This is a genomic window from Streptomyces cinerochromogenes, assembly GCF_014648635.1.
Taxonomy (GTDB): domain Bacteria; phylum Actinomycetota; class Actinomycetes; order Streptomycetales; family Streptomycetaceae; genus Streptomyces; species Streptomyces cinerochromogenes.
Genome location: NZ_BMRM01000006.1, coordinates 295,265 through 319,273, shown reverse-complemented (window position 1 = coordinate 319,273; position 24,009 = coordinate 295,265). Strand labels below are relative to the sequence as shown.

18 protein-coding genes and 1 riboswitch are annotated in these 24,009 nt (G+C 74.4%); of the genes, 8 read left to right on the top strand and 10 right to left on the bottom strand.

The window, feature by feature from the left end; translation table 11 throughout:
* Window positions 1-265: 265 nt before the first annotated feature.
* The 3 genes from IEZ20_RS14640 to IEZ20_RS14630 are packed head-to-tail and all read right to left on the bottom strand — an operon-like array spanning window position 266 to window position 5,300.
* Window positions 266-1,471, bottom strand: coding sequence for a VWA domain-containing protein (locus IEZ20_RS14640; protein ID WP_189298325.1), 1,206 nt, complete (start codon window positions 1,469-1,471; stop codon window positions 266-268).
* Window positions 1,468-4,173, bottom strand: a complete 2,706-nt coding sequence (locus IEZ20_RS14635; RefSeq protein WP_189298323.1) for a DUF5682 family protein — start codon at window positions 4,171-4,173, stop codon at window positions 1,468-1,470. Before IEZ20_RS14635 ends, IEZ20_RS14640 begins: the two co-directional genes overlap by 4 nt.
* On the bottom strand, window positions 4,170-5,300 hold the full coding sequence (locus tag IEZ20_RS14630) for an ATP-binding protein (protein WP_189298321.1): 1,131 nt from the start codon (window positions 5,298-5,300) through the stop codon (window positions 4,170-4,172). Before IEZ20_RS14630 ends, IEZ20_RS14635 begins: the two co-directional genes overlap by 4 nt.
* A gap of 132 nt (window positions 5,301-5,432) precedes the next feature.
* On the opposite strand from IEZ20_RS14630, the gene IEZ20_RS14625 reads away from it, so the two are divergent.
* Complete coding sequence (locus IEZ20_RS14625; protein WP_189298319.1) at window positions 5,433-6,788, top strand: SWIM zinc finger family protein; 1,356 nt, start codon at window positions 5,433-5,435, stop codon at window positions 6,786-6,788.
* A gap of 44 nt (window positions 6,789-6,832) precedes the next feature.
* The gene (locus tag IEZ20_RS14620; RefSeq protein WP_189298317.1) at window positions 6,833-8,512 is read left to right on the top strand and encodes a DUF5691 domain-containing protein; all 1,680 of its coding nucleotides are present in this window, start codon (window positions 6,833-6,835) and stop codon (window positions 8,510-8,512) included.
* On the opposite strand, the gene icmB is transcribed toward IEZ20_RS14620, so the two are convergent.
* Window positions 8,488-8,910, bottom strand: a complete 423-nt coding sequence (gene icmB, locus IEZ20_RS14615) for a coenzyme B12-dependent isobutyryl CoA mutase small subunit (RefSeq protein WP_189298315.1) — start codon at window positions 8,908-8,910, stop codon at window positions 8,488-8,490. The two genes, IEZ20_RS14620 and icmB, sit on opposite strands and share 25 nt — an antisense overlap.
* Window positions 8,911-9,133: 223 nt before the next feature.
* Here icmB and IEZ20_RS14610 point away from each other — a divergent pair, with 223 nt between their 5' ends.
* Both IEZ20_RS14610 and IEZ20_RS14605 read left to right on the top strand, forming a co-directional pair.
* Window positions 9,134-9,985, top strand: a complete 852-nt coding sequence (locus IEZ20_RS14610; protein ID WP_189298313.1) for an esterase/lipase family protein — start codon at window positions 9,134-9,136, stop codon at window positions 9,983-9,985.
* Window positions 9,986-10,230: 245 nt separating this feature from the next.
* The gene (locus tag IEZ20_RS14605) at window positions 10,231-11,727 is read left to right on the top strand and encodes a M23 family metallopeptidase (protein ID WP_229896062.1); all 1,497 of its coding nucleotides are present in this window, start codon (window positions 10,231-10,233) and stop codon (window positions 11,725-11,727) included.
* A gap of 40 nt (window positions 11,728-11,767) precedes the next feature.
* Here IEZ20_RS14605 and pcrA read toward each other — a convergent pair whose 3' ends face one another.
* Entirely contained in the window at window positions 11,768-14,257 is a 2,490-nt protein-coding gene (pcrA, locus tag IEZ20_RS14600) for a DNA helicase PcrA (RefSeq protein WP_189298309.1), read from the bottom strand.
* Window positions 14,258-14,519: 262 nt separating this feature from the next.
* Window positions 14,520-14,689, top strand: a riboswitch (cyclic di-AMP (ydaO/yuaA leader).
* A 10-nt stretch (window positions 14,690-14,699) separates the two neighbouring features.
* Here pcrA and IEZ20_RS14590 point away from each other — a divergent pair.
* A complete protein-coding gene (locus tag IEZ20_RS14590) occupies window positions 14,700-16,040 on the top strand; it encodes a C40 family peptidase (protein ID WP_229896061.1) in 1,341 nt (446 codons plus the stop codon).
* A gap of 19 nt (window positions 16,041-16,059) precedes the next feature.
* On the opposite strand, the gene IEZ20_RS14585 is transcribed toward IEZ20_RS14590, so the two are convergent.
* Window positions 16,060-16,413: a hypothetical protein gene (locus IEZ20_RS14585; RefSeq protein ID WP_189298307.1), complete on the bottom strand. Its 354-nt coding sequence runs from the start codon at window positions 16,411-16,413 to the stop codon at window positions 16,060-16,062.
* A gap of 400 nt (window positions 16,414-16,813) precedes the next feature.
* Here IEZ20_RS14585 and IEZ20_RS14580 point away from each other — a divergent pair, with 400 nt between their 5' ends.
* The gene (locus IEZ20_RS14580; protein WP_189298305.1) at window positions 16,814-17,878 is read left to right on the top strand and encodes a C40 family peptidase; all 1,065 of its coding nucleotides are present in this window, start codon (window positions 16,814-16,816) and stop codon (window positions 17,876-17,878) included.
* Window positions 17,879-17,917: 39 nt separating this feature from the next.
* On the opposite strand, the gene IEZ20_RS14575 is transcribed toward IEZ20_RS14580, so the two are convergent.
* Both IEZ20_RS14575 and IEZ20_RS14570 read right to left on the bottom strand, forming a co-directional pair.
* Entirely contained in the window at window positions 17,918-18,661 is a 744-nt protein-coding gene (locus IEZ20_RS14575; protein ID WP_189298303.1) for a LuxR C-terminal-related transcriptional regulator, read from the bottom strand.
* Window positions 18,658-19,947, bottom strand: a complete 1,290-nt coding sequence (locus tag IEZ20_RS14570; protein ID WP_189298301.1) for an ATP-binding protein — start codon at window positions 19,945-19,947, stop codon at window positions 18,658-18,660. Before IEZ20_RS14570 ends, IEZ20_RS14575 begins: the two co-directional genes overlap by 4 nt.
* Before the next feature lie 221 nt (window positions 19,948-20,168).
* On the opposite strand from IEZ20_RS14570, the gene IEZ20_RS14565 reads away from it, so the two are divergent.
* Both IEZ20_RS14565 and IEZ20_RS14560 read left to right on the top strand, forming a co-directional pair.
* A complete protein-coding gene (locus IEZ20_RS14565; RefSeq protein ID WP_189298299.1) occupies window positions 20,169-21,611 on the top strand; it encodes a PspC domain-containing protein in 1,443 nt (480 codons plus the stop codon).
* A complete protein-coding gene (locus IEZ20_RS14560) occupies window positions 21,598-21,813 on the top strand; it encodes a hypothetical protein (protein ID WP_189298297.1) in 216 nt (71 codons plus the stop codon). The genes IEZ20_RS14565 and IEZ20_RS14560 overlap by 14 nt, the downstream gene beginning before the upstream one ends.
* Here IEZ20_RS14560 and IEZ20_RS14555 read toward each other — a convergent pair.
* Window positions 21,804-22,331, bottom strand: a complete 528-nt coding sequence (locus tag IEZ20_RS14555) for a DoxX family membrane protein (RefSeq protein WP_189298295.1) — start codon at window positions 22,329-22,331, stop codon at window positions 21,804-21,806. The two genes, IEZ20_RS14560 and IEZ20_RS14555, sit on opposite strands and share 10 nt — an antisense overlap.
* A gap of 256 nt (window positions 22,332-22,587) precedes the next feature.
* Window positions 22,588-23,868 carry a hypothetical protein gene (locus IEZ20_RS14550; protein ID WP_189298293.1) on the bottom strand — a complete coding sequence of 427 codons (1,281 nt, stop codon included), beginning with the start codon at window positions 23,866-23,868 and terminating at the stop codon, window positions 22,588-22,590.
* Window positions 23,869-24,009 lie beyond the last annotated feature (141 nt).

Here is a 24,009-nt window from a genome sequence, read left to right as displayed (position 1 = left end):
AGAGTGCCGTCACAGGAATCCGGTACGGGTGATGTGCGAGGCCTCACCGGGCTGGGGTGGACCCGGTGAGACCCCCTGGCGGCCCCGTCCCGACGGGGCCCCGGGGCGTTTGATCCCCACCCCAATGGGGACCACCCACCCCGTCCGCGCGGCTCCGCCCGGACGGGCCGACGGCTTTCGACCGCCCGGGACCGGTCACCCCGCGGAGCTGTTCCGGGCACCGCGCCCGGCTGTCCACCGGGTGCCCGCGCGGGGCCGGTTCCACTCACGCCGTGTCGGGTACGGGCAGCGGCCGCTTCTCCAGCGCGGCGGCCATCACCTCCGGGAACAGGTCGGGCGTGCAGGCGAAGGCCGGTGCGCCGAGCGCGGCCAGCGCCGCCGCGTGGTCGCGGTCGTAGGCGGGCGCCCCCTCGTCCGACAGCGCGAGCAGCGCCACGAACTGCACCCCGGACGCCTTCATCGCCGCGACCCGCTTCAGCATCTCGTTGCGGATGCCGCCCTCGTAGAGGTCGCTGATCAGCACGACGACGGTTTCGGCCGGCCGGGTGATCTGCGCCTGGCAGTAGGCGAGCGCCCGGTTGATGTCCGTACCGCCGCCGAGCTGGGTGCCGAAGAGCACGTCGACGGGGTCGTCCAGCTGGTCGGTGAGCTCGACGACCGCCGTGTCGAAGACGACCAGCCGGGTGCTGATCGACCGCATCGAGGCGAGGACCGCGCCGAACACGGACGCGTACACCACGGATGCCGCCATCGACCCGGACTGGTCGATGCAGAGCACGACCTCCTTCTTCACCGACCGCGCGGCCCGCCCGTAGCCGACGAGCCGTTCCGGTACGACCGTGCGGTACTCGGGGAGGTAGTGCTTGAGGTTGGCCGCGATGGTGCGGTTCCAGTCGATGTCGTGGTGGCGCGGGCGGGTGACACGGGCGCTGCGGTCCAGGGCGCCGGTGAGGGTGGCCCGGGTGCGGGTGGCGAGCCGCTTCTCCAAGTCCTCGACCACCTTGCGCACGACCGCGCGGGCCGTCTCCTTCGTCGTCTCCGGCATCGCCTTGTGCAGCGAGAGGAGCGTGCCGACCAGGTGCACGTCGGCCTCCACCGCCTCCAGCATCTCCGGCTCCAGCAGCAGCGAGGCGAGGCCCAGGCGGTCGATGGCGTCGCGCTGCATGACCTGGACGACCGAGGACGGGAAGTAGGCGCGGATGTCACCGAGCCAGCGCGCCACGGACGGCGCCGAGGCACCGAGCCCCGCGGACCGGTCCCGGCCCGGCTGCGGTTTGTCGCTCCTGCCGTAGAGCGCGGCCAGCGTGCCGTCCATCGCCGCGTCCCGGCCGGACAGCGCGCACCCGGTACCGTCGGCCTGGTCCCCGCCGAGCACCAGCCGCCACCGCCGCAGGCGCTCCCGTGCGGGGTCGGTGGAGTCCCTGGTGTCCAGGGCATCCGTGATGTCGGTCGCGTCCGGTACGTGTGTCATGTGCCCACCCCCGCGAGGCAGTCGCCGTCTCTCGTCTCGTGCGCCGCCCGCTCGTGCGCCGCCCTCTCGTGCGCGGACGTCTCGTGCGCCGTGCCGTCGCCCGCGTCCAGGCCGAGCAGCAGCCGCAGCACCGGCAGAACGGCGTCGGCGCGCCCGGTGTCCGCTTCGGCGGCGAAGCCTGGGACGGAGGCCGCCTGGGCGTCGGCCCCGCCGGGCCGCTCCCCCGGCCCGCGCCGGATCAGCTCGCCGAGGGTTCTGCGCACCCCCGGCTCGTACGCCGCGAAGGTGCGCCGCAGCAGGGGCAGTACGTCCGTGAAGGCGTCGGCCGGCACCCCGGTCAGCCAGGTGTCGAGCAGACCGAGCAGCCGCTCGTCGTGCACCAGCAGTAGTCCGCCTCCGCCGGCGAAGCCCTCGACCCAGGCGGCGGCAGCGGTGGGCGGCGTACCCGGCGACAGCGCCAGCCCCATCAGCCGGGCCGCCTCCCGGGGCGGCAGCGCCCCCTCGTCCAGCAGCAGGCGCACGGCCCGCCCCCGGATCACCCCGGCCGCGTTCTCCCGCACCGCCAACGCCCGCAGTACACCCCGCCAACGCTCCCGCAGCCCACCTCGCCCGACGTACGGACCGCGCCCCTGCGGGGCCGGCCCGCCGACGTCCGGGCCTCTCCCGGCGCCGGTCCCCGTCCCGGGGCCACCGCCATCACCCTCAGTCCCCTCCACGGAGGAACGGGCCTCGCCCTCTCCCGTCCCGGCCCCCGCTGCGGACGCGCCGACAGCAAGCCCGTCGCCCCCCGTCGACGCGCCGGCAGCAGCCCTCCCGCCGCCCTCCGACGACGCCGCCAGGCTCTCCGCCAGCAGCCCCACCGCCAGGTGGACGGCGTCCACGTGACCGCGCATCTCCTCCGCCGCGTCCGCGTCGAGTGCGACACAGGCGGGCGGCAGGCCGACGAAGACCCGTTCGGCGAGGCCCGCCGCGACCTCGGCCAGCGCGCCGGTGTCGGTGCCGCGCACATCGCCGTAGCGCAGGGAGCGGACCAGGGCGGGCAGGGCCTGGGCGAGGTGGCCGACGTCGGTGTCCAGGGCCGCCCGGTCGGCGAGCACCCGCATCACCACGGGCAGCGCGTCCGTCAGGCCGGCCAGCAGGCACTGCTCGGCGAGCGCGGTCACGTCGGCGAGGGCGCGCGCCGCCGCCGCGTCGGCCTCCGCCTTGGCCTGCGCCGCCGCCTGTACGGTCGTCCCCCACACGCCCGCCTCGGCGACCCGCACGGACAGCTCCGGTTCCCAGCGCAGCCGCCAGGTCTCCCGGAAGGTGCCCGTGCTCCCCCGCGACCGGGCCGGCTCCCCCCAACCGACGCCGAGCAGCCTGAGCCGGTGCAGCAGCCGGCTGCGGCCGGCGTCGGTGTCCCCGCGCAGGTCCAGCTCCAGTTCGCGCTCCAGTGCCTCGGGCTTGAGCCGGAGCGAGCGCTGCTGCCGGGCCAGGTCGCGTTGCAGGGGCACCGCGGGCGCCGACTCCGGGACCTCGCCGAGGACGTCACCGACCACCAGCCGGTCGTGCACCAGCGCCAGCGGCACGTCCGAGCCCTCGCACAGCACCGCGCGCACCGCGTCCATGGTCTCGCCGAGGCCGGGCAGCGGGCGCCCCCGCAGCGCCGCCAGGGTCTCCGCGAGCCGGACGGCCTCGATGACGTGCGCGGAGGACACGACGCGGTCCTCCTCGCGCAGCAGTCCGGCCACCTTGGTCAGCCAGCGCTCGACCGGCCGGTCCGGGGCCCGGAACAGGTGCCCGTACCAGCCCGGGGAGTCGATGCCCGCGCCGTATCCGCCCGCCCGGGCCAGCCTGCGGTGCGTCCAGGGCACCCAGGTCAGGTCGGTCCTCACCTTGGGCAGGCCGCGCAGCAGTGCCCGGTCGGCGGTGACCTTGGTCTTCTCGCGCAGCGCCGGCACGTGCCAGGCGCCGCACACCACGGCCACGGCGTCGCCGAACTCCTTGCGGGCCTCGCGCAGCCGGAGCCGCATGTGCGCCTCGCGGACCAGGTCCCGGTCGCGTCCGCCGGGGCCGTGGCGCTCGCGCAGCGCGCCCATCGCGTCCGCGACCGCCGCGAACGGCGCGAAGGGGTCGCAGGGGCCGTCGGCGCCCGGCCCCCGGTGCTCGACGACGTCCTCCCACCAGCGCTCGGGGTCGTCGTACCCGGCGGTCTCGGCGAGCACGGCGAGCGGGTCGACACGGACCGCCTCGTCCCCGTCGCCCCTCTCCTCGTCCCCGCTGCTTCCGCCCCCGCCCCCGCTGTCCCCTTTCCCACTGTCCCCGCCCCCGCTGCCCCCGTCCCCGTCGCCCGGCACGGGCGCGTCCCGCTCCCAGGCGAGCGTGTGCGTGGCCGGCAGGTCGATGAAGCGGGCCGGGACACCCTGCTGCACGGCCCAGCGGACGGCCACCCACTCGGGGCTGAACTCGGCGAACGGCCAGAAGGCCGAGCGGCCGGGCTCGTCCACGGCGTGGGCGAGCAGGGCGACCGGGGGCTTCAGGCCCGGGTCGGCGGCCAGCGGGATCAGCGCGTCGGCCTCCGGCGGACCCTCGATCAGCACGGCCGCCGGACGGGCGGCGTCCAGCGCGGCCCGCACGGCTCGCGCCGAGCCGGGCCCGTGGTGCCGTACCCCGAGCAGCAGCGGCCCGGAGGCGTACGCCGTGCTCCCCTCGGTGCCGGTCATGCGCTCACCTCGCGGCAGGCGCGGTAGAAGTCGGTCCAGCCCTCGCGCTCGCGGACGACGGTCTCCAGGTACTCCTGCCAGACGACCCGGTCGGCCGCCGGGTCCCGGACGACGGCGCCGAGGATGCCGGCGGCGACGTCCCCCGGCCGCAGCACGCCGTCGCCGAAGTGGGCGGCGAGCGCGAGGCCGCCCGTGACGACGGAGATCGCCTCCGCCGTGGACAGCGTGCCGCTGGGCGACTTCACCTTCGTACGGCCGTCGGCGGTGACACCGTCGCGCAGCTCGCGGAAGACGGTGACGACCCGCCGGATCTCCTCGATGCCGTCGGGCGCGGCCGGCAGGTCCAGGGAGCGGCCGAGCTGCTCGACCCGGCGGGTGACGATGTCGACCTCGGCGTCGGCGCTCTCCGGCAGGGGAAGCACCACCGTGTTGAAGCGGCGGCGCAGCGCGCTGGAGAGGTCGTTGACCCCGCGGTCGCGGTCGTTGGCGGTGGCGATGAGGTTGAAGCCGCGGACCGCCTGGACCTCCTCGCCCAGCTCGGGGACGGGCAGGGTCTTCTCGGACAGGATGGTGATCAGCGTGTCCTGCACATCGGCCGGGATGCGGGTCAGCTCCTCCACCCGGGCCGTCATGCCCTCGGCCATGGCCCGCATGACGGGGCTGGGCACGAGGGCGTCGCGGCTCGGGCCGTGCGCGAGCAGCCGCGCGTAGTTCCAGCCGTACCGGATCGCCTCCTCCGGGGTGCCGGCCGTGCCCTGCACCAGCAGGGTCGAGTCGCCGCTGACGGCGGCGGCCAGGTGCTCCGACACCCAGGTCTTGGCGGTGCCGGGCACGCCGAGCAGGAGCAGGGCGCGGTCGGTGGCGAGCGTGGTGACGGCGACCTCGACGATGCGGCGCGGGCCCACGTACTTGGGTGTGATCACCGTGCCGTCCGGCAGGGTGCCGCCGAGCAGGTACGTCGCCACCGCCCACGGCGACAGCTTCCAGCGGGCGGGGCGCGGGCGGTCGTCCTGGGCGGCGAGCGCGGCGAGTTCGTCCGCGAAGGCGTGCTCGGCGTGCGGTCGCAGCGCCTGCGCGGTCTCGTCGCGGTCGGGTGCGGCGGTCGTCGGTTCCACGGACACAGACATGGCTGAGGCCCCCTCCAGCTCGGCCGGTTCGGATCTGGCACCCACCGTGCACCACGCCACTGACAATCGCTCTGACCTGCACGAACGCGCTGGCCGGGGCGATTGTCAGTGGCGGGACCTACCGTCGGTGGCATGACTGAGCAGGGGGTGCGCTGGACCGCGGACCAGGTGCTGGCTCTGGCGCCTGACGCCGCGTCACGCAAGGCGGGGAGCAAACTCGGCGCGGCCGGGCCGTGGTCGGGGACCGGGAGCGGAGAGGGGGCGCTGTGGGGGCAGTGCAAGGGCAGTGGCAGCAGGCCGTACCAGACGGTGGTGGACCTGACGGACGCGGCCGGACCGGCGTACCGGTGCAGTTGTCCGAGCCGTAAGTTCCCGTGCAAGCACGCGCTCGGGCTGCTCCTGCTGTGGGCGGGGGACGACGGCGCGGTGCCGGCCGCCGCGCAGCCGCCGGACTGGGCCGGGCGGTGGCTCGCGGACCGGCGTGGACGCGCCGAGGCGAAGAAGGCGCGGGCCGAGGGGGGTCCGGCCGCCGCGCCCGCCGATCCGGAGGCGGCCCGGCGGCGGGCCGAGCGCCGGGCCGAGCGGGTCACGGCGGGCGCGAGCGAGCTGGAGCAGCGCCTTTCGGACCTGCTGCGCGGCGGCCTGGCCACGGCCGAGCAGGCCGGCTACGGCCTGTGGGACGAGACGGCGGCCCGCATGGTCGACGCCCAGGCACCGGGACTGGCCGCGCGGGTGCGGGAACTGGGGGCGATCCCGGCGTCCGGCCCCGGCTGGCCGGCACGGCTGCTGGAGGAGTGCGCGCTGCTGCACCTGCTCGACCAGGGCTGGCTGCGCCGGGACCGGCTGCCCGAGGGCCTCGCGGCCACGGTCCGCTCCCGGCTCGGTCTGCCCGTCACCCCGGACGGACCGCCGGTGCGCGACCGCTGGCTGGTCCTCGCCCAGTACGACACGGCGGACCCGAAACTGACGACGCGCCGGATATGGCTGCACGGCGCCGAATCCGGCGGTACCCGGCTGCTGCTGTCCTACGGCGCGGCGGGCCGGGCGCCGGAGCTGTCCCTGCCGGTCGGCCTCGCCCTGGACGCGGAGCTGACGGCGTATCCGGGCTCCGGCCGGTCCCGGGCGGCCCTGGGCGAGCGGTTCGCCCCGCCGGCCCCGGCCGGGTTCCGCCCGCCGGGCCTGAACACCGCTCAGGCGGCGGAGCGGTACGGCGAAGCCCTGCGGGAGGACCCGTGGCTCGACGCGGTCCCCGTCACCCTGGACCGGGTGATACCGGTTCCGGACGGTGACCGGTGGCAGCTGGCCGACGCGGACACGGACACGGCCCTGCCGCTGAGCCGGGCCGCCCGGTCCCGGCCCGGCCTGTGGCGGCTGGTCGCCCTGTCCGGCGGCGCCCCCGTCACCGTCTTCGGCGAGTGCGGCCACCGCGGTTTCACCCCGCTCACGGCCTGGCCGGAAGGGGCGGGAGAGGCGGTGCCGCTGTGCTGACCGGCCGTACGGACGATCACGCGCACCCAGGGAAAGGGGAAGGGATGAACGGGGCACCCACCGGCGGGGACACCACAGCGCCGGAAGGCTCCTGGGAGGAGCTGGTCACCACCGCGCTCCTCGGCACCGACCGGCGTCCCCCTGCCGGCGCCGCGCCCGGCCGTGCGGCGCCGGTGGCGCTGCTCGACGCGGCAGCCGTGGCGACCGTACGGCGGCGGGCCGGGCTGCGGCCCGCGCGGGCGGCACGGCGGCCCGAGCGGGCACCCGCCGACCCCCGCCCGCCCCTGCCCGCGCGGGCGGCGCACCGGCTCTCCACCCTGCTCGCCGACCGCTCCGGGGGCGGGTCCGGCGGCCGGCGGGGCAGCTCCCCCGACCTGATGGAGCTGCTCCCGCAGTGGCTCGCGGCGGCCAACGCGCAGGGGTACGCGGCGCCCCCGCAGGCGCTGCCCGCGCTGCTGGACGCGGCCCGGGGCCGTACGGACCTGCGCCCCGCGGCGCTGGCGTTCGGGGGCCCGCGCGCGCTGTGGCTGGCCCGGCTGAACCCGGACTGGCGGTTCGCCGTGCGCGCGGCGCCCGGCGGCGGTGCCACGCTGCCCGGTCCGGAGGACACCGAGGCGGTGCACCGGCTGTGGCAGGAGGGGCTGTTCGCCGAGCGGGCGGCGCTGCTGGGCGCGCTGCGCGCCCGGACGCCCGCGCTGGGCCGCGAGCTGCTGGCGTCGACCTGGGCGACGGAGCGGGCGGAGGACCGGCTGATGTTCCTCGACTCGCTGCGGGCGGGGCTGTCGCAGGCGGACGAGCCCTTCCTGGAGCAGGCGTTGGGCGACCGCAGCCGCAACGTCCGGGCGACGGCGGCGGAGCTGCTGTCGGCGCTGCCGGGCTCGGCGCTCGCCGCGCGGATGGCCGTACGGGCCACGGCGTGCGTGGCCCTGGACCGCACCGGGGACGCGCCGGCGATCGTGGTGGAGGCGCCGCTCGAATGCGACGGCGGCATGGAGCGGGACGGTGTGGTGGCCGCCCCGCCGACGGGCCGCGGGGAACGGTCGTGGTGGCTGGGGCAGCTGGTGGAGGCCGCCCCGCTCGGCACCTGGCCGGGGCGGCTCGGCGGGCGGACGGCCGAGGAGATCGTGGCGCTGCCGGTGGCGGACGGCTGGCAGGGCGAACTGCACGCGGCCTGGTGCCGGGCCGCGGTACGGCAGCGGGACGCCGCGTGGTCGCGGGCGCTGCTCGGCTCGCCGTCGGCGCCGGAGGCCGGCGGCCCGGGTGCGGTGTCCCTGGCGGAGCGGGCGAAGCTGCTGGCCGCGCTGGAGCCGGCCGAACGGGCCGCGTGGGTCGCCGGGTTCATCGCGACGCACGGCCTGTCGGAGGCGTTCCAGCTGCTCGGCGTGTGCGCGGTCCCGTGGGCTCCGTCGCTGGGCCAGGCGGTCGTGGACGCGCTCAACATCGCTCGGGACGCCGGCAGTTACCCGTGGAGCTTCAGTGGGGTGATGGGGCTGGCCGAGCGCTGCCTGGACCCGGCGGACGCCGTACGGCTGGAGGCGCTGCTGGCGATACCCGACGAGCGGGAGGACGCCGCTCCGGGCGCCGGCGGTTACTGGGCGGAGGCGTTCCAGCGGCTGGTGACGACGCTGCGGCTGCGGGCGGCGATGACACGGGAACTCGCCGCGTCCGCACCGCCCGCCGAGCAAGCGGAGGCAGCCGCTCAGCCGCCGGACGCGGCCGGCTGACGGACGTTCTCCCGGACCCAGTCCACGATCGACGCGGTCGTCGCCCCCGGGGTGAAGATCTCCGCGACGCCCTTCTCCTTCAGCGGCGGGATGTCCTCCTCCGGGATGATGCCGCCGCCGAAGACGAGGATGTCCTCGGCCTCGCGCTCCTTGAGGAGGTCGATGACCGCGGCGAACAGCGTGTTGTGGGCGCCGGAGAGGATGGACAGGCCGATCGCGTCGGCGTCCTCCTGGATGGCGGTGTCCACGATCTGCTCCGGGGTCTGGTGGAGCCCGGTGTAGATGACCTCCATACCGGCGTCGCGCAGGGCACGCGCGATCACCTTGGCCCCGCGATCGTGGCCGTCGAGCCCCGGCTTGGCGACGACCACGCGGATCGGACCGGCTGCCACACCCATCACTGCCTCCATCAAGCGACCACGGAAGCGATCGGCTTCCGTCCGTACCGACAAGTACCGCACTTTTGGCGCGTTCCGCCACCGTCGGAAAGTGAACGAACGTTATCTCCAGCATCCCGCAACCGGCAGTTTTACGGGACGCGGCGAGGGGGAAATCACATGGTGGGACATGAAGGCACACGGGGGACCGAGCCGCCCCCCGCGTGCCGACGGGAGGTCGGCCATGAAGGTCACCGGAGTATTGCCGCTCTTTCTCCCGCTCTGCCGCCGCATGTGGCCCGGCAGACTGGCCGGACTGTCGATGACGCTGCTCAGGGCGACGGCCCTGGAGGCCGCGATCCTGGCCGGCCATCTCCTGCTGTATCCGACGGGCCTGATCCAGGAGCGCCGCTGCGACGGCGGGTCCGACCGGGACGGCGCGGCCCGGCTGCCGGTCCGCCCGGCGCCGCCGGTCGTCCTGCTGCACGGTTTCATCGACAACCGTTCGGTGTTCGTCCTGCTCCGCCGCACCCTCGCCCAGCACGGCAGGCACCGCGTGGAGTCGCTGAACTACTCCCCGCTGACCTGCGACATACGCACCGCGGCCGAGCTGCTCGGACGGCACATCGAGGAGATCTGCGAGCGCACCGGTTGTGCCCGGGTCGATATCGTCGGGCACAGCCTCGGCGGTCTGATAGCGCGCTATTACGCCCAGTGCCTGGGGGGTGACCTGCGAGTACGCACGCTGGTCACCCTCGGCACCCCCCACTCCGGCACGCGGGTGGCGCCCCTGGCGGACGCGCATCCCATCGTGCGGCAGATGCGGCCGGGATCGGCGGTGATCGAGGAGCTGTCCCGGCCCGCGCCGGGCTGCCGGACGCGGTTCGTGAGCTTCTGGAGCGACCTGGACTCCCTGATGGACCCGCTGGAGACGGCCTGCCTGGACCACCCCGACCTCGACGCGTGCAACGTCCGTGTGACCGGCATCGGCCATCTCGCCCTCCCCGTGCACCCCGCCGTGGCGGCAGGGATTCGCGAGGCCCTCGACGTCCCGCAGCCCGGGGACCGGTCCGCCGGCGGCCTGACGGTGGCCTGAGCAGGGACCACGCCGGAGGGAGTGCACAGCCCCGGCACAGTCGTCACACAGCGGCCATATTGCCGCCGGACATCGAACATTCTTCGAACGCAAGGCCAAGGTACGGTCCGGGGCCGCCGAAACACGGCCGAATGCCCGTTTCCGGCCCACCCGAAACCGGCCGAAGATTGTCGCGCCCAGGTACCGCCGGGTACAGTCGCCGCACTGCTCTGGCAGCCCCTGTTGTCGAGGCGAAAGAGAAGTTGGTGAACGACCGTCACCCGTCGGGGAGCATGACCACCCCGGCCCCGGCTTCCGACGCCTCCACCACGCACTACGCGGCGTACGGGGCACAGGAAGCCCCTTACGACGACCTCACCACGTACGGCGGTTACGACGCCACTGGTTTTGCCGGCGGTTCCACCGGCACCACGGCCTTCCACACCGACCCGCTCTTCGGCAGCCTCCCGGGCGACGAGCAGGCCACCGGCGCCTACGACGCCACGCAGTGGCACACCGGGACCGTCCAGACCCCGGCCTACGACCCGTACGCGGCCCAGCACCACGCCGCCTACGACTCCGGCGTCTACGACAGCACCGCCTGGACCCTCCCCACGCAGCCGACCGGGAACGACGTCAGCGGCCAGTGGGACGCCAACTCCTGGCTCCAGCCCGACCAGTCCGGCGGCGCAGACGCCACCCAGCAGTGGGAGTGGGGCACCCAGACCTTCGACACGGGCGCGTACGACGCCACGCAGTGGAACTCCGTCGGGCAGACCGTACCGGCCCAGGCCGAGCAGACCGGCGAACCGTTCGATCAGCTGCCCACCGCGACGTTCGAGGCGGTCGGCGACGCGCCGGCCACCTTCGAGCAGATGCCGTACGAGGACGCCGACTTCGGCGGCGACTCCGCCGACGGGGCCGAGCCGGACTCCACCGGCGAACTGCCCGCCGTGACCGGCCTGCTGGACGGCCAGGAGGAGACCGGCCCGGCGCCGGCGACCCGCGCGGGCTCGCGCAGCGGGGCGCGCTCCCGGCGCCGTACGCCCGCCAAACGCTCCGCGCTGCTGACCGTCGCCGTACCGTCGGCCTGTGTGATGGGGGTCGCCGGGATCGCCGCCGCCTCGGTCGGCGCGCTCACCGACGACTCCAAGGACACCTCCACCAGCGCGGCGGACGCACAGCCGGTCCAGCCGTCGGTCGCCAACAGCAAGCTGGACAGCCAGCTCAAGACGCTCTCCGCCGGCGCCACCGACTTCGCCGACCGGGCGAGCCGCACCCAGGAGCGGATCGACCTCAAGGCGCAGCAGGAGCTGGAGAAGAAGAAGGCGGCCGCGGAGGCCGCGCTCAAGGAAAGGCTGCGCCCCAAGTTCGCGCTGCCGGTCGCGCAGCACGGGCTCAGCGCCTACTTCGGCCAGGCGGGCATCAACTGGATGTCGGTGCACACCGGCATCGACTTCCCGGTCTCCTACGGCACCACGGTGATGGCCGCCACCGACGGCACGGTCACCACGAAGTGGAACAGCGCCTACGGCAACATGCTGATCCTGACGGCGAAGGACGGCACGGAGACCTGGTACTGCCACCTCTCCAGCTACCGCGTCGCCTCCGGCACGACCGTCAAGGCGGGCCAGCCGATCGCCTACTCCGGCAACTCCGGCAACTCCACCGGCCCGCACCTGCACTTCGAGGTACGGCCGGCGGGCGGTTCGGCGATAGATCCGCTGCCGTGGCTGCGGAGCCACGGACTGGATCCCACCTGACCCCCGGGCCCCGCTCTTCCAGCGGGGCCCTTTCGGTCCGCTACAGCTTCTCCACCGGCGCGTACCGCAGCAGCAGCCGCTTCGGCTTGGTGTCGCCGAAGTCGATCGTGGCCTCCGCGTTGGCGCCCGTGCCCTTCACCCCGACGACCGTGCCGAGCCCGAACTGGTCGTGGGTGACCCGGTCACCGACGGCCAGCGCGACCACCGGCTTCTCCGCCGTGCGCCGCGTGGCGAACCCGGACGCGCCGGACGCCGAGGAGCGCGAGCGCGTCGAGGACAGCGAGGCCGCGATCCCGGACGCCGGCCCGGAGGACACCGGCGCCGCCGCCCCCGTCCGCTTCCACTCCACGTGGGTGGGCGGGATCTCCTCCAGGAAGCGGGAGGGCGGGTTGTACGACGGCTGGCCCCAGGCGCTGCGCATCGCCGACCGCGTGAGGTACAGCCGCTCCCGCGCGCGCGTGATGCCGACGTAGGCCAGGCGCCGCTCCTCCTCCAGCTCCTTGGTCTGGCCGAGGGCGCGCATGTGCGGGAAGACGCCGTCCTCCATGCCGGTCAGGAACACGACCGGGAACTCCAGGCCCTTCGCGGTGTGCAGGGTCATCAGGGTGATGACGCCGTCGCCGTCCTCCTCGTCGGGGATCTGGTCGGAGTCGGCGACCAGGGCGACCTGCTCCAGGAAGTCGGCGAGCGTGCCGGCCTCGCCTTCGCCGCGCTCCTGCTCGAACTCCAGGGCGACGGCCGCGAGTTCCTGGAGGTTCTCGATCCGGGTCTCGTCCTGCGGGTCGGTGGAGGCCTGCAACTCGGCCAGGTAGCCGGTCCGTTCGAGGATCGCCTCCAGGACGGTGGCCGGGCCCGCACCGGACTCCACGATGGTGCGCAGGTCCTCCATCAGCGTGTTGAACCGCTTGACCGCGTTGGTGGAGCGCGCGGCCATGCCGTACGCCTCGTCCACCCGCTTCAGGGCCTGCGGGAAGCTGATCTTCTCCCGCTGGGAGAGGGCGTCGATCATCGCCTCCGCGCGCTCGCCGATGCCCCGCTTGGGCACGTTGAGGATGCGGCGCAGCGGCACCGAGTCCTCGGGGTTGGCGAGGACGCGCAGGTAGGCCAGGACGTCCCGGACCTCCTTGCGCTCGTAGAAGCGGACCCCGCCGACGACCTTGTAGGGCAGGCCGACGCGGATGAAGACCTCTTCGAAGACACGGGACTGGGCGTTGGTGCGGTAGAAGACGGCGACGTCCCCCGCGCGCGCGTCGCCCGCGTCGACCAGGCGGTCTATCTCGTCGGCGACGAACTGGGCCTCGTCGTGCTCGGTGTCGGCGACGTACCCGGTGATGCGGGCGCCCTGGCCGGCGTTGGTCCACAGGTTCTTCGGGCGGCGGGACTCGTTGCGCTCGATGACCGCGTTGGCGGCGGACAGGATGGTCTGCGTGGAGCGGTAGTTCTGCTCCAGCAGGATCGTCGTCGCGTCCGGGTAGTCCTCCTCGAACTGGAGGATGTTGCGGATCGTCGCGCCCCGGAAGGCGTAGATCGACTGGTCCGCGTCACCCACGACGCAGAGTTCGGCGGGCGGGACGTCGTACTCGCCGGTCGGGGTGTCCGCGTCTTCCGCGGAGCGTTCGCCGGTGCCGACGAGTTCCCGCACGAGCGCGTACTGGGCGTGGTTCGTGTCCTGGTACTCGTCCACCAGGACGTGCCGGAAGCGGCGGCGGTAGTGCTCGGCGACGTCCGGGAAGGCGCGCAGCAGGTTGACCGTCGTCATGATCAGGTCGTCGAAGTCCAGCGCGTTCGCCTCGCGCAGCCGCGACTGGTACAGGGCGTAGGCCTGGGCGAGGGTCTTCTCGAAGCCGTCGGCGGCCTGGGCGGCGAAGTCCTCCTCGTCGATCAGCTCGTTCTTCAGGTTGCTGATCTTGGCGCTGAAGGACTTGGGCGGGAAGCGCTTGGGGTCGAGGTCCAGGTCGCGGCAGACCAGGGCCATCAGGCGCTTGCTGTCGGCGGCGTCGTAGATCGAGAAGGACGAGGTGAAGCCGAGCTTCTTGGACTCCCGGCGCAGGATGCGCACGCACGCGCTGTGGAAGGTCATCACCCACATCGCGTTCGCGCGCGGGCCGACGAGCTGCTCGACGCGCTCCTTCATCTCGCCCGCGGCCTTGTTGGTGAAGGTGATCGCGAGGATCTGGCCCGGGTGGACGTTCCGCTCCGCGAGCAGGTACGCGATGCGGTGGGTCAGCACGCGGGTCTTGCCGGAGCCGGCGCCGGCGACGATGAGCAGCGGGGAGCCTGCGTGCACGACCGCGGCGCGCTGGTTCTCGTTCAGCCCCTCCAGGAGTGCCGCCGGGTCGAGCACGGGGCGGGGGGCGCCGTCGCGGTAGTAGGCGTCCCGGTCCGGTGGCACGTCGAACTTCCCACCGAACAGATCGTCCGGAACCGGCTCCGGAGCGTGATCGTCCTCGGGCGGCGGCGGGGGCTCCTCCTCGTGCCCGCGAGGGGCCTGGAGGTCCGCCAGGAAGCTGTCGTCAAAGAGGCTGCTCATCGCTCTCCGAGTCTAGGGCGCCCCACCGACAACCGGTCGCCGTCCCCGGAACCCGGCGCCTTCGCCGGAGCGTCGGTCTCGGCGCGTACGACGCCTTTCCCCTGCTCACCCACGGGAGGCGTCCGGTCACGCAGGTGTGAAACCGCCCCAAGGTCACGGAAATGTATCGGACATACCTCGCACCAACCTTCACAGAAGACACACGAGTTGGCTAGGTTGCCGTCAGGCCGCACGACCCCCCTCCGGCGAACCTCGCCGGGCCGCGCGGCCTCCGCCGAGTCCGGCGCGCCCCGCACGGTGCCCGGAGCCGGGGACCCACCGATCCCGGGGTGAATCGGCCGACTCCCGCCCGGGACGACGCCGTAGGGCAACCCTTCCGAGCATCCCGCCCGAACCCGACAGCTAACCCGGTAGGCGGCAGCACGGGAAGGAGTCGCCTCCCTTGGCGTCGCACCGCAAGCCGCGTCCCGGCGGAACCCCGGGAGCGGGCATCGGCACCCCCGCCCTCGCGGGCCCCGCCCTCGCCACCGCCGCCCTCACCTCCGTGGCCGTCCTGTCCCAGACCGCCGAAGCCGCGCCGGCGGCCGGTGGCGGCAGGCCGAGCCTGGAGGAGGTCGAGCGCAAGATCGACGACCTGTACCGCAGAGCGGAGTCGGCGGCCGAGGCGTCCGCCGCGGGCCGGGAACGGGGCGGGCGCGTCGAACGGTCCAGCGGGCGGGGTGAGCGGGCCGCCGGCGGGCGGGGTGAGCGGGCCGAACGGTCCAGCGGGCGGGGCGAGCGGGTCGCGGAGAGCGCCGGGGCGGCCGGGACCGACGTTCCGCGGCGCGACGCGGACAGCCTTCGGCGGCTCCGGGACGAGGTCGCCCGGCGTGCCCAGCACCGCGCCCTTCCCGGCCTGCGCGACATGATCCCGGCCCAGCGCGGCACGGGCCGGCGCGGCACGGGCGAGCACCGGGACGGCCTCGCCACGGCCGGGGGCCCCACCACGACCTCCGGGGGTGCCACCAGGGGTGCCACGCTCGCCGGGGGCGCCGGGGGTACGGCTCTCACGCCGCCTGTCCGCGGCAGGGCCGTCGTCCCTCCCGTTCCGGACACGGCCGCCATCGCGCCCATGGGAGCCGGCAGCCTCACGGCCCCCACCGACACCTCCGCCGCAGCCGTATCCGGCACCGAGGCCACCCTCGCCACCAGAGCCACAGCAGGGGCCGTAGCCACAACCGCCGCCGGGGCCACCCGAGCAACCGGAGTCATCGAAGCCGCTCCGTCCCCCCGCGCCGCGACAGCCCCCGCCACCGCGACCTCCGAGGACACCGCCGTCGGCCCCAAGGCGGCCAAGGCCGCCGTGCAGAAGAAGCTCGCCCACGCGCGCGTGCTGCTCTCCGAGCGCATCGCCCAGGCCTCCGCCGCGCCCTCGGGCACGTACGCGACCAAGGCCAGGAAGGCCATCGCGTTCGCCCGTGCGCAGCTCGGCAAGCCGTGCGTGTGGGGGGCGGCGGGCCCCGACTCCTACGACTGCTCGGGCCTCACGCAGGCCGCCTGGAAGTCGGCCGGCGTCACCCTGCCGCGCACCGTCCGCGAGCAGGCCGACGCCGGTACCCCGGTCGCGCCGGCCGACGCCCGCCCCGGTGACCTCGTCTTCTTCCACGACGACGCCGGCCATGTCGGGCTCTGCACGGGCGACGGCATGATGATCCACGCTCCGAGGCCGGGCGCGTACGTCCGCGAGGAACCGGTGTCGGGCCCCGGGGAGCCGGCCGTCCACAGCGTGGTGCGGCCGGGCTGAGGCGGGGAAGCGTCGAGGATCAGGTCCAGAGGACGGCGATGAAGATGTTGGCCGTGGTGAGCAGGCCGACCAGCCCGAACAGGCCCTTGTCGATCCGTTCCTCGTCGCGCTTCACGTAGACCAGGCCGAGGATCACGATCAGCAGGGCCAGCTTCACACCGATCTTGATGTTGTTGACGTGGTGGTCGTCGGCCTGGTCGAGGCCGACGAGGGCCACGCCGGTGACCAGCATGGTCAGCGCGCCGTGCAGCATCCCGGGCACGAACCGGGCCGTGCCCTGGCCCATCGCCTTCACCTGGGTGAGGAAACCGCCGAGCAGCGCCGCGATACCGATGATGTGCAGGCCGACGAAGAGATGGATGAGTACGTCCATGGGGCCGGAGCCTAACCCTGTGCCACCGCCCCTCTCCCACCGGGCCGGAATCTTGCATATATCCGCCCCATAGCACCCCACCGCACACGACAGTCCCACTTTTCGCGCTTCGGTCATCACGCTCCGTAAAGGCGACGGCTCCCGCCCGCCGCTGCGGACACATCCGGTCACTTCCCGGTCTGTCGGAACCAGTTCCGCACACTGCGTTACCAAGTCGTCACTCTCCGGCCTAGCGTCCTCCCCCAGGTGACCGGCTCCCCACCGCCGCCCGGACCGGGGGCGGCAGTCGGCCACCACCGCCGAGAAAGGCCCGGCGGCGGCCCGCTCCCCCTGTGCGGGCCGCCGCAGGGCGTACTGACGCTCGGTCGCACGAGTCGCACGGAAGGACGTGACGGTCCAGGTGGCATCCCACCGCAAGCCCCCGCAACGCCCGCTCAGCGGCCATACGGCCCGGACGGCCGCCACGCTCGCCCTGGCGGGCGCGGCCACCGCGACGGCCTTCGACGGGACGGGGCACGCCGAGCCCCGGCTGACGCCGGCGCAGGTGAAGGCCAAGGTGGACACGCTGTACCGGGAGGCCGAGGCCGCCACCGAGAAGTACAACGGGACGAAGGAGAAGGCGGACACGGCCCAGCGGCGGCTGACCACGCTCCAGGACGAGACCGCCCGCCAGCAGACCGAGCTCAACGCGGCCAGGGAGGCGCTGGGTTCGTTCGCGGCGGCGCAGTACCGGGACGGCGGCATCGACCCGGCCTGGCAACTGGCCCTCTCCAGCGACCCGGACCGCTATCTGGACGGCGCCGCGTTCGCCGAGCGGGCCGGTGACCGGCAGGCCGCCGCGGTCTCACGGGTGCGCCGGAAGCTGCGGGAGATCGAGCGGCTGCGCGGCGCCGCGCGCATCGAAGTGACGTCGCTGCGGTCCCGGCAGGCGGAGCTGAACCGGCAGAAGAAGACCGTCACCGGCAAGCTGGACGAGGCCCGGCGGCTGCTGGCACGGCTGACCCCACGGCAGCGGACGGAGGCCGGCGCCGACGGCACGGGCGGAGCACACGTCTCCCGGTCGGCCGCGGATCCCAGGGAGCCGCTGGAGCGGGCCGGGTCCGCACCGGCCCCCACGGCACGCGCGGCGGCGGCCGTCGCCTACGCCTACGGCAAGCTCGGCAGCCCTTATGTGTGGGGAGCGACCGGCCCGAACGCCTTCGACTGCTCGGGCCTGGTCCAGGCCGCCTACCGTTCCGCCGGCATCTCCCTGCCACGCACCAGCTACGCCCAGATCAACGCGGGCCGACGGGTCTCCCGCTCCGAACTCCAGCCGGGGGACCTGGTGTTCTTCTACTCCGGGATCAGCCACGTCGGCATCTACGTGGGCAACGGGCAGATGATCCACGCCCCGAACCCCTCGGCACCGGTGCGCCTCGCCCCGATCGACCAGATGCCGTTCGCGGGGGCGACCAGGGTGGCGTGAGGGTCCGCTGAGGGCGGGGCGCGGACCGGCCCGTAGGGGTCAGACCAGTCGGCGCGCGGTCGCCCAGCGGGTCAGCTCGTGCCGGTTGGACAGCTGGAGCTTGCGCAGGACCGCCGAGACGTGGGACTCGACCGTCTTCACCGAGATGTACAGCTGCTTGGCGATCTCCTTGTAGGCGTAGCCACGGGCGATCAGCCTCAGCACCTCGCGTTCCCGCTGGGTGAGGCGGTCCAGGTCCTCGTCCACCGGCGGGGCGTCGGTGGAGGCGAAGGCGTCCAGGACGAACCCGGCCAGCCGCGGGGAGAAGACGGCGTCGCCCTCCTGGACACGGAAGATCGAGTCGATCAGGTCGGTGCCGGTGATGGTCTTGGTGACATAGCCCCGGGCGCCGCCGCGGATCACCCCGATCACGTCCTCCGCCGCGTCCGACACGGACAGCGCGAGGAAACGGACCGGTTGCTCGGAGTCCGTCATCAAGGCGGCGCAGCGGCGCAGCACTTCGACTCCGCCGCCGCCCGGCAGGTGGACGTCGAGCAGGACCACCTCGGGCCGGGTGGCGGTGATGACCGTGACCGCCTGGTCGACGTCCGCGGCCTCCCCGACCACCTCGACCCCGGTCTCGGCGGTCTGGCCGATCTCGGCCTGGACGCCGGTGCGGAACATCCGGTGGTCGTCCACGAGCACCACGCGTACGTGCCGCCCGCCCGCGCCGGCGTCGGGCCGGCCGGACTCGGCCGCCTCCGCCGCTCCCGCCGTGCCGTTCGCCTCGGTCGCGTCGCTCATGACGTCTTCTCCGCCCTCTCCATCTCCAGCTCGACCTCGGTGCCGCCGCCCGGCACCGCCCGCAACCGGGCCGTGCCGCCGTTGCGCTCCATGCGGCCGATGATCGATTCTCTGACACCCATGCGGTCGGCGGGTATCGCGTCGAGGTCGAAGCCGGGGCCGCGGTCCCGCACGGACACGAAGACCGTCCTCCCCTCGACTTCGGCGTAGACCTGTACGGCACCGCCGTCGCCACCGTACTTGGCGGCGTTCACCATCGCCTCGCGCGCGGCCTGCATCTGCGCGGCGGTCCTCTCGTCGAGCGGGCAGTCGCCGACGATCACGACCTCGATGGGCACGCCGTGCTTGTCCTCCACCTCCGCGGCGTTGCGCCGGACCGCCTCGGCGACCGTGTCCGGCTCGTCGGCCTCGTCCTTGCCGGTGCCCTCCGGCTTGTAGAGCCAGGTGCGCAGGTCGCGCTCCTGGGCGCGGGCGAGGCGGCGCACCTCTCCGGCGTTGTCGGCGTTGCGCTGGATCAGGGTGAGGGTGTGCAGCACGGAGTCGTGGACATGGGCGGCGACCTCGGCGCGCTCCTGGGCGCGGATGCGCATCAGCCGCTCCTCGGACAGGTCCTGGGTCATGCGGACCAGATAGGGGCCGGCGAGCAGGGTGATGCCGACGAGGACGGCGAGCGCGGCCTGCAGGACCGCGCCGAGGTGGGCGGCCGAGCCCTGCAGGACGAAGATGGCGGTGACACCGGCCGTGACGAGCAGGACGCCGCCGGCCGCCCGGAGCAGGGTGAGGGTGCGGCGCCGGCGGCCGGCCTCGGCCCAGCGGGCCCGGCGGGCGTTGTCCGCCTGCCGCCAGACGAGGGCGACACCGGCCGCGACGAGCACGGCGGGCACCAGATACGCCTTGGCGGCGCTGCCCAGGTCGACGCTGCCCACGAAGACCATGGACACGATGACCATGAGGAGCAGGGCGACGATCTGGCCGCGGTCCGGCTTGCGGGCCACCAGTCTGCGGCGGCCGTCCGGCGAGGTCTCCGTGCCCACCAGCGAGGGTTTCTGGTCGCCGACGCCGCCGACGCCGAGCGGGACGAAGAACCAGAACGCGGCGTACAGCAACGCTCCGAGTCCGTCGGCCAGGAACAGGCCGACGAAGACGAGCCGCACCCAGACGACGGGCAGCCCGAGATGCCCGGCGAGCCCCCGCGCCACTCCGCCGAGCCAGCGTCCGTCGCTGCTGCGGTAGAGCTTGCGCGGCGGCCGCGGATCGTCGAGTGGCGGGCTTGCGGCTTCCGGCATGCCAACGATGGTCACACGGCCGGGGGGACGGAGCATCAGGGTCGGTCCCGGAGACGCCCCTGATCTTCCGCCGGGGCCGCTCCGGGTGGGCGGGCCGGCCGGTGTTCCGCGGCGGTCCGTGCCGGTCGAACGCTTCCCCGTCCCGTCTCAGGGCCGATTTCAGGGTTGGCCCAGGGTCGTCCCGACTGCCGCGGCGGCGGCCGGGCCGTCACCATGGACGCATGACGGATCACGAGCACGCCGCGACGGGTCCGGGACCCGGCCCCGGCCCGCGCCCGGTCCCGGGCACCGGGCCGACGGATGCCGCGCCCGCCGCGACGGAGGAGACGGGAGCGGACGGCACCGGCACGCACTCCCCCACCGGCGAGCCCGGACAGCGGGACGGCGCCGGGGTTCCCGACCGGTTCCGGCGCGACCGCGGACACAAGATGATCGCGGGCGTGTGCGCGGGACTGGGCCGGCAGACCGACATGGACCCGGTGATCTTCCGGATCACGCTGGCCGTTCTGTCCGCGACCGGCGGCCTGGGGCTCATCTTCTACGGCTTCGCCTGGCTCCTGGTGCCGTACCAGGACGAGGAGGAGAACGAGCTGCGCAAGCTCTTCACCGGCCGGGTCGACGGACAGGCGCTGGCCGCCGTGCTGTTCGCGCTGGTCGGCTGCGGGATCTTCCTGACCATGCTGAAGAACGGCGGGGTGCTGGCGTTCGCCACGGTGCTCTCGCTGCTGCTCGCGGGCGCGGGGTACTGGTCGCGGCGCCGTGGCGCCCCCGACCCGGATCCGCTGGCCGCGCAGGCCGCCGCCGACGCCCCGCCGGAGGCCCAGGCTCCGCCGGTGGTCACCACCTACCCCTCGTGGTGGCGGGACCCGATCGTCAAGGACGGCACCCATGTCGGTGGCACCGGCTATCTGTGGGGACCGGGCGACGCCCGCGACCGGGACCTCACCTCGGTCCTGGACGTCGGCATCGCCACCCCGTGGGCGCCTCACGGGACGGTGCAGCCGCCGCACGCCGCGGCCCGGAGACCGCGCGGCCCGCGCTGGATCGGCGGCTGGGTGTTCCTCATAGCCCTGCTGGCGGGCGGCCTGGGCACCCGGATCGGCTGGCACACACAGCCGCTGGGCACCAGCCTGCAGACCGGTCTGGCGTGCGCGCTGGCCGTGTTCGGTCTGGGCATCGCGCTCAGCGCGTTCCTGGGCCGGACGGGGGCCGGGACGGTGTTCCTGGCACTGCTCACGGCGGCGCTGCTGGCCGGGTCGGCGGCCCTGCCCCGGGACATCACCACCGACTGGCGGGAGACGTCCTGGAAGCCGGCCGCGGCGGCCGGCGTGCGGTCCGCGTACGACCTGGGCACCGGGCGGGGCACCCTCGATCTGACCGGGGTGCACCCGGGGAAGGGGCAGACGGTCTCGACGGACGCCCGGGTGGGCGCGGGACAGCTGAAGGTGATCGTGCCGGCGGACACGCGGGTGCGGCTGAGCATCGATGTGGGGGTGGGTGACATCCGGTTGCCCGGGGACAGCGGAAAGGACGTGGATGTGCAGCCGGGCAGGCACCAGGAGGTGACGCTGGCGCCGGCCGAGGGTGCCACGAGAGGCGGCACGCTCGATCTCACGCTCGGCGTCGGAGTGGGACAGGTGGAGGTCAGCCGTGCTGCGTCATGAGTTCCAGCCGGGGAAGCTGGTCGCCGGACTCTTCCTCGCCGCCACCGGTGCGGTCTACGCGGGGGACGCGGGCGGTCTGTGGGACACCCCGTGGTTCGTGGCGGTGCCGCTGGTCGTGGCCGGGCTCTGTCTGGCCGGGGCCACGGCCGTGCTGGCCAGGGGGATACGCAGGCGGGGTGGTGCGGAGGAGGGTCAGAGGTAGCCGCCGGCCCGTCGCCGCCGGGTCCGCCAGAGCGCGTCCACGGAGAGGTAGGGGGCGCCGGCGAGGACCAGGGGGAGCCAGGCCATCAGGTAGGCGAGGTCGTTGCCGTAGTAGTAGGGGGTGGTCGCCCAGCTCACCGTCAGCCAGAGGCTGAGCGAGATCAGCGCACCGCCGAGGGCGGCCAGCCGGCCGAGCAGCCCGAGCAGGGTGCCGAGGCCGACGGCCACTTCGCCGAGGGCGATGCCGTAGCCGAAGCCGACCGGGCTCTTCAGGGCCAGGTCGACCAGGGCGGGGATGGCCGCGGAGTCGCGGGCCGCGCGCATGGTCTCACCGATCGAGCCGACGCCGCCGGACTGCATGAACGCGCTGTCGGTGAGCTTGTTCAGGCCGGCGTAGACGAAGGTGACGCCCAGGAAGAGGCGCAGCGGCAGCAGGGCGTAGTGGGCGGCGGTGTCCCGCCAGGTGCGGAAGCTGCTCAGCCCGCTGGTGTGTGTCTCCGTCCGCATGCCGTGAGTCATCGCCGCAGCCGCCTCTCGCCCGCCGTACCCCCTCCATTGACCATACGGATGACGAAGGGGACAGGTTCAATCCTCTCCGGACGATTTTCCGGATTCCGGCGCTCGGCGCGAGCAGTGGACAGCAGACGGGTGTGGGTCGGACCCGGGCGAGGACCGGACCCGCGCCTGCGGCGGGCATCGGCCCACGGCGAGGACCAGTCCACGGTGAGGGCCGCCGCCTCCCGGCCGCCCTGCCCGGCCTCCCGCCCCGGTCACCTCACTCGGTCACCTGGACGATGCACCGGTTGGTCGCCACGCCGGCCGCGGTCACCACCTGGACCTCGACCGCGCCCGGTTCGACCTCGGCCGGTACGGGGACGGTCAGGGCGTTGTCCGTGGGGTTGCGGAAGCCGCCGGTGACGGGGACCAGGGGGACGTGGACGTCGACCGCGCCGATGCGGACGACCGTGCGGGAAAGCCGGTCGGCGGTCTGGGCGCCGGGCGGGACGAAGCCGCTGCCGCGGATCTCGATGTCGTCGCCGGTGCGGATCGGACCGTCGAGGTCACCGGGTTCGCGGGCGCGGACCACCGAGAGGATCACCGGCCGGCCGCCCTCGGCGTACTTGCCGGCCAGGTAGGTCGCGGCCGAGATCAGCACGACGGCGGCCAGGCCCCAGGGCAGGTCGGGCAGTTGGTCGGGGCGGCGGGCCAGCCGTACGGCGGCGAACAGCAGGGCGACGGCGCTGATGGCGACGTACTGGATGTCGGCGAAGGCGCCCCGGCCGGAGTCGTCGGTGAGCAGGTCGGCGGCGCGCGGGCGGTGGGCCGGGACCTTCTGCAGCCGCTGGGCGGTGATGCGTAGGCCCACCACCCGGCGGACCAGGACGGCGATGCCGCAGACGACGGCGAGGACGGTGACCACGCCCGCGCCGCGGGCGAGACCGAGGCCGGAGATCAGCGCGTCGCGCTCGGCGTGGCCGGAGGCGGCGGCGAGGCGGGCGGCCAGCAGCAGGACGGCGTAACCGACGAACAGCACCCAGCAGGCGGCGACAGTACGGGAGGTGGACATGCGGTTGTCCTCACCGATGACCGGTGCGAGCGCTCCGCCGCGCGCCCGATGGAAGGAGCAGGCGGTGGTGAGGGCGACGGCGACGGTGAGCGCGGCGAGCAGGGCCGCGGTCCGGGCGCCGGTCCAGCCCGCGCCGATCGCGGTGAGGGCCTCGGCGAGCAGCAACGCGACGACCGCGCCCCACACGGCGTACACCGTCCGCAGCCAGAGCCGGGCGAGCCGGGCCGCGCCCTCGGCCCGGCCCTGTTCGGCGACGGCCTCGGCGCGCTGGGTCAGTTCCTCGGAGACCCACTGGCGGGACGCCGAGGCGGAGTGCGCCACGGCCGTCGGCAGTCCCCGGCCGGCGGCGAACTCGTCGCGCCGGCGCAGGAACGCGGCGACGGCCCGCCGGTGTCCCTCCCGGGCGCCGTGCGGGCAGTCCCCGCAGGTGCAGCCACCCTCGTGGACGTCCTCGGCACCCGTGCCGTCTCTCGCCTCCTGCACCGCCACGCCCGACGCCCGCCTTCCCCACGACCTGCCGATCCGGCCGTCGGCACCGCGGTGCGCGGGACGGCCGGGCAACTCCCCTGTGCTGCCAGCGAATTGTGCCCTACGCCGGGCCCTCCGGGGCGGCCGGACGGGGTCACCGGG

Excerpts from the sequence above, each read along its gene's own strand:
- IEZ20_RS14640 (WP_189298325.1), bottom strand. The coding sequence starts at position 1,471 with ATGACACACGTACCGGACGCGACCGACATCACGGATGCCCTGGACACC.
- IEZ20_RS14610 (WP_189298313.1), top strand. The coding sequence starts at position 9,134 with ATGAAGGTCACCGGAGTATTGCCGCTCTTTCTCCCGCTCTGCCGCCGC.
- icmB (WP_189298315.1), bottom strand. The coding sequence starts at position 8,910 with ATGGGTGTGGCAGCCGGTCCGATCCGCGTGGTCGTCGCCAAGCCGGGG.
- IEZ20_RS14625 (WP_189298319.1), top strand. The coding sequence starts at position 5,433 with ATGACTGAGCAGGGGGTGCGCTGGACCGCGGACCAGGTGCTGGCTCTG.
- IEZ20_RS14575 (WP_189298303.1), bottom strand. The coding sequence starts at position 18,661 with ATGAGCGACGCGACCGAGGCGAACGGCACGGCGGGAGCGGCGGAGGCG.
- IEZ20_RS14570 (WP_189298301.1), bottom strand. The coding sequence starts at position 19,947 with ATGCCGGAAGCCGCAAGCCCGCCACTCGACGATCCGCGGCCGCCGCGC.
- pcrA (WP_189298309.1), bottom strand. The coding sequence starts at position 14,257 with ATGAGCAGCCTCTTTGACGACAGCTTCCTGGCGGACCTCCAGGCCCCT.
- IEZ20_RS14555 (WP_189298295.1), bottom strand. The coding sequence starts at position 22,331 with ATGACTCACGGCATGCGGACGGAGACACACACCAGCGGGCTGAGCAGC.
- IEZ20_RS14620 (WP_189298317.1), top strand. The coding sequence starts at position 6,833 with ATGAACGGGGCACCCACCGGCGGGGACACCACAGCGCCGGAAGGCTCC.
- IEZ20_RS14565 (WP_189298299.1), top strand. The coding sequence starts at position 20,169 with ATGACGGATCACGAGCACGCCGCGACGGGTCCGGGACCCGGCCCCGGC.
- IEZ20_RS14630 (WP_189298321.1), bottom strand. The coding sequence starts at position 5,300 with ATGTCTGTGTCCGTGGAACCGACGACCGCCGCACCCGACCGCGACGAG.
- IEZ20_RS14585 (WP_189298307.1), bottom strand. The coding sequence starts at position 16,413 with ATGGACGTACTCATCCATCTCTTCGTCGGCCTGCACATCATCGGTATC.
- IEZ20_RS14635 (WP_189298323.1), bottom strand. The coding sequence starts at position 4,173 with ATGACCGGCACCGAGGGGAGCACGGCGTACGCCTCCGGGCCGCTGCTG.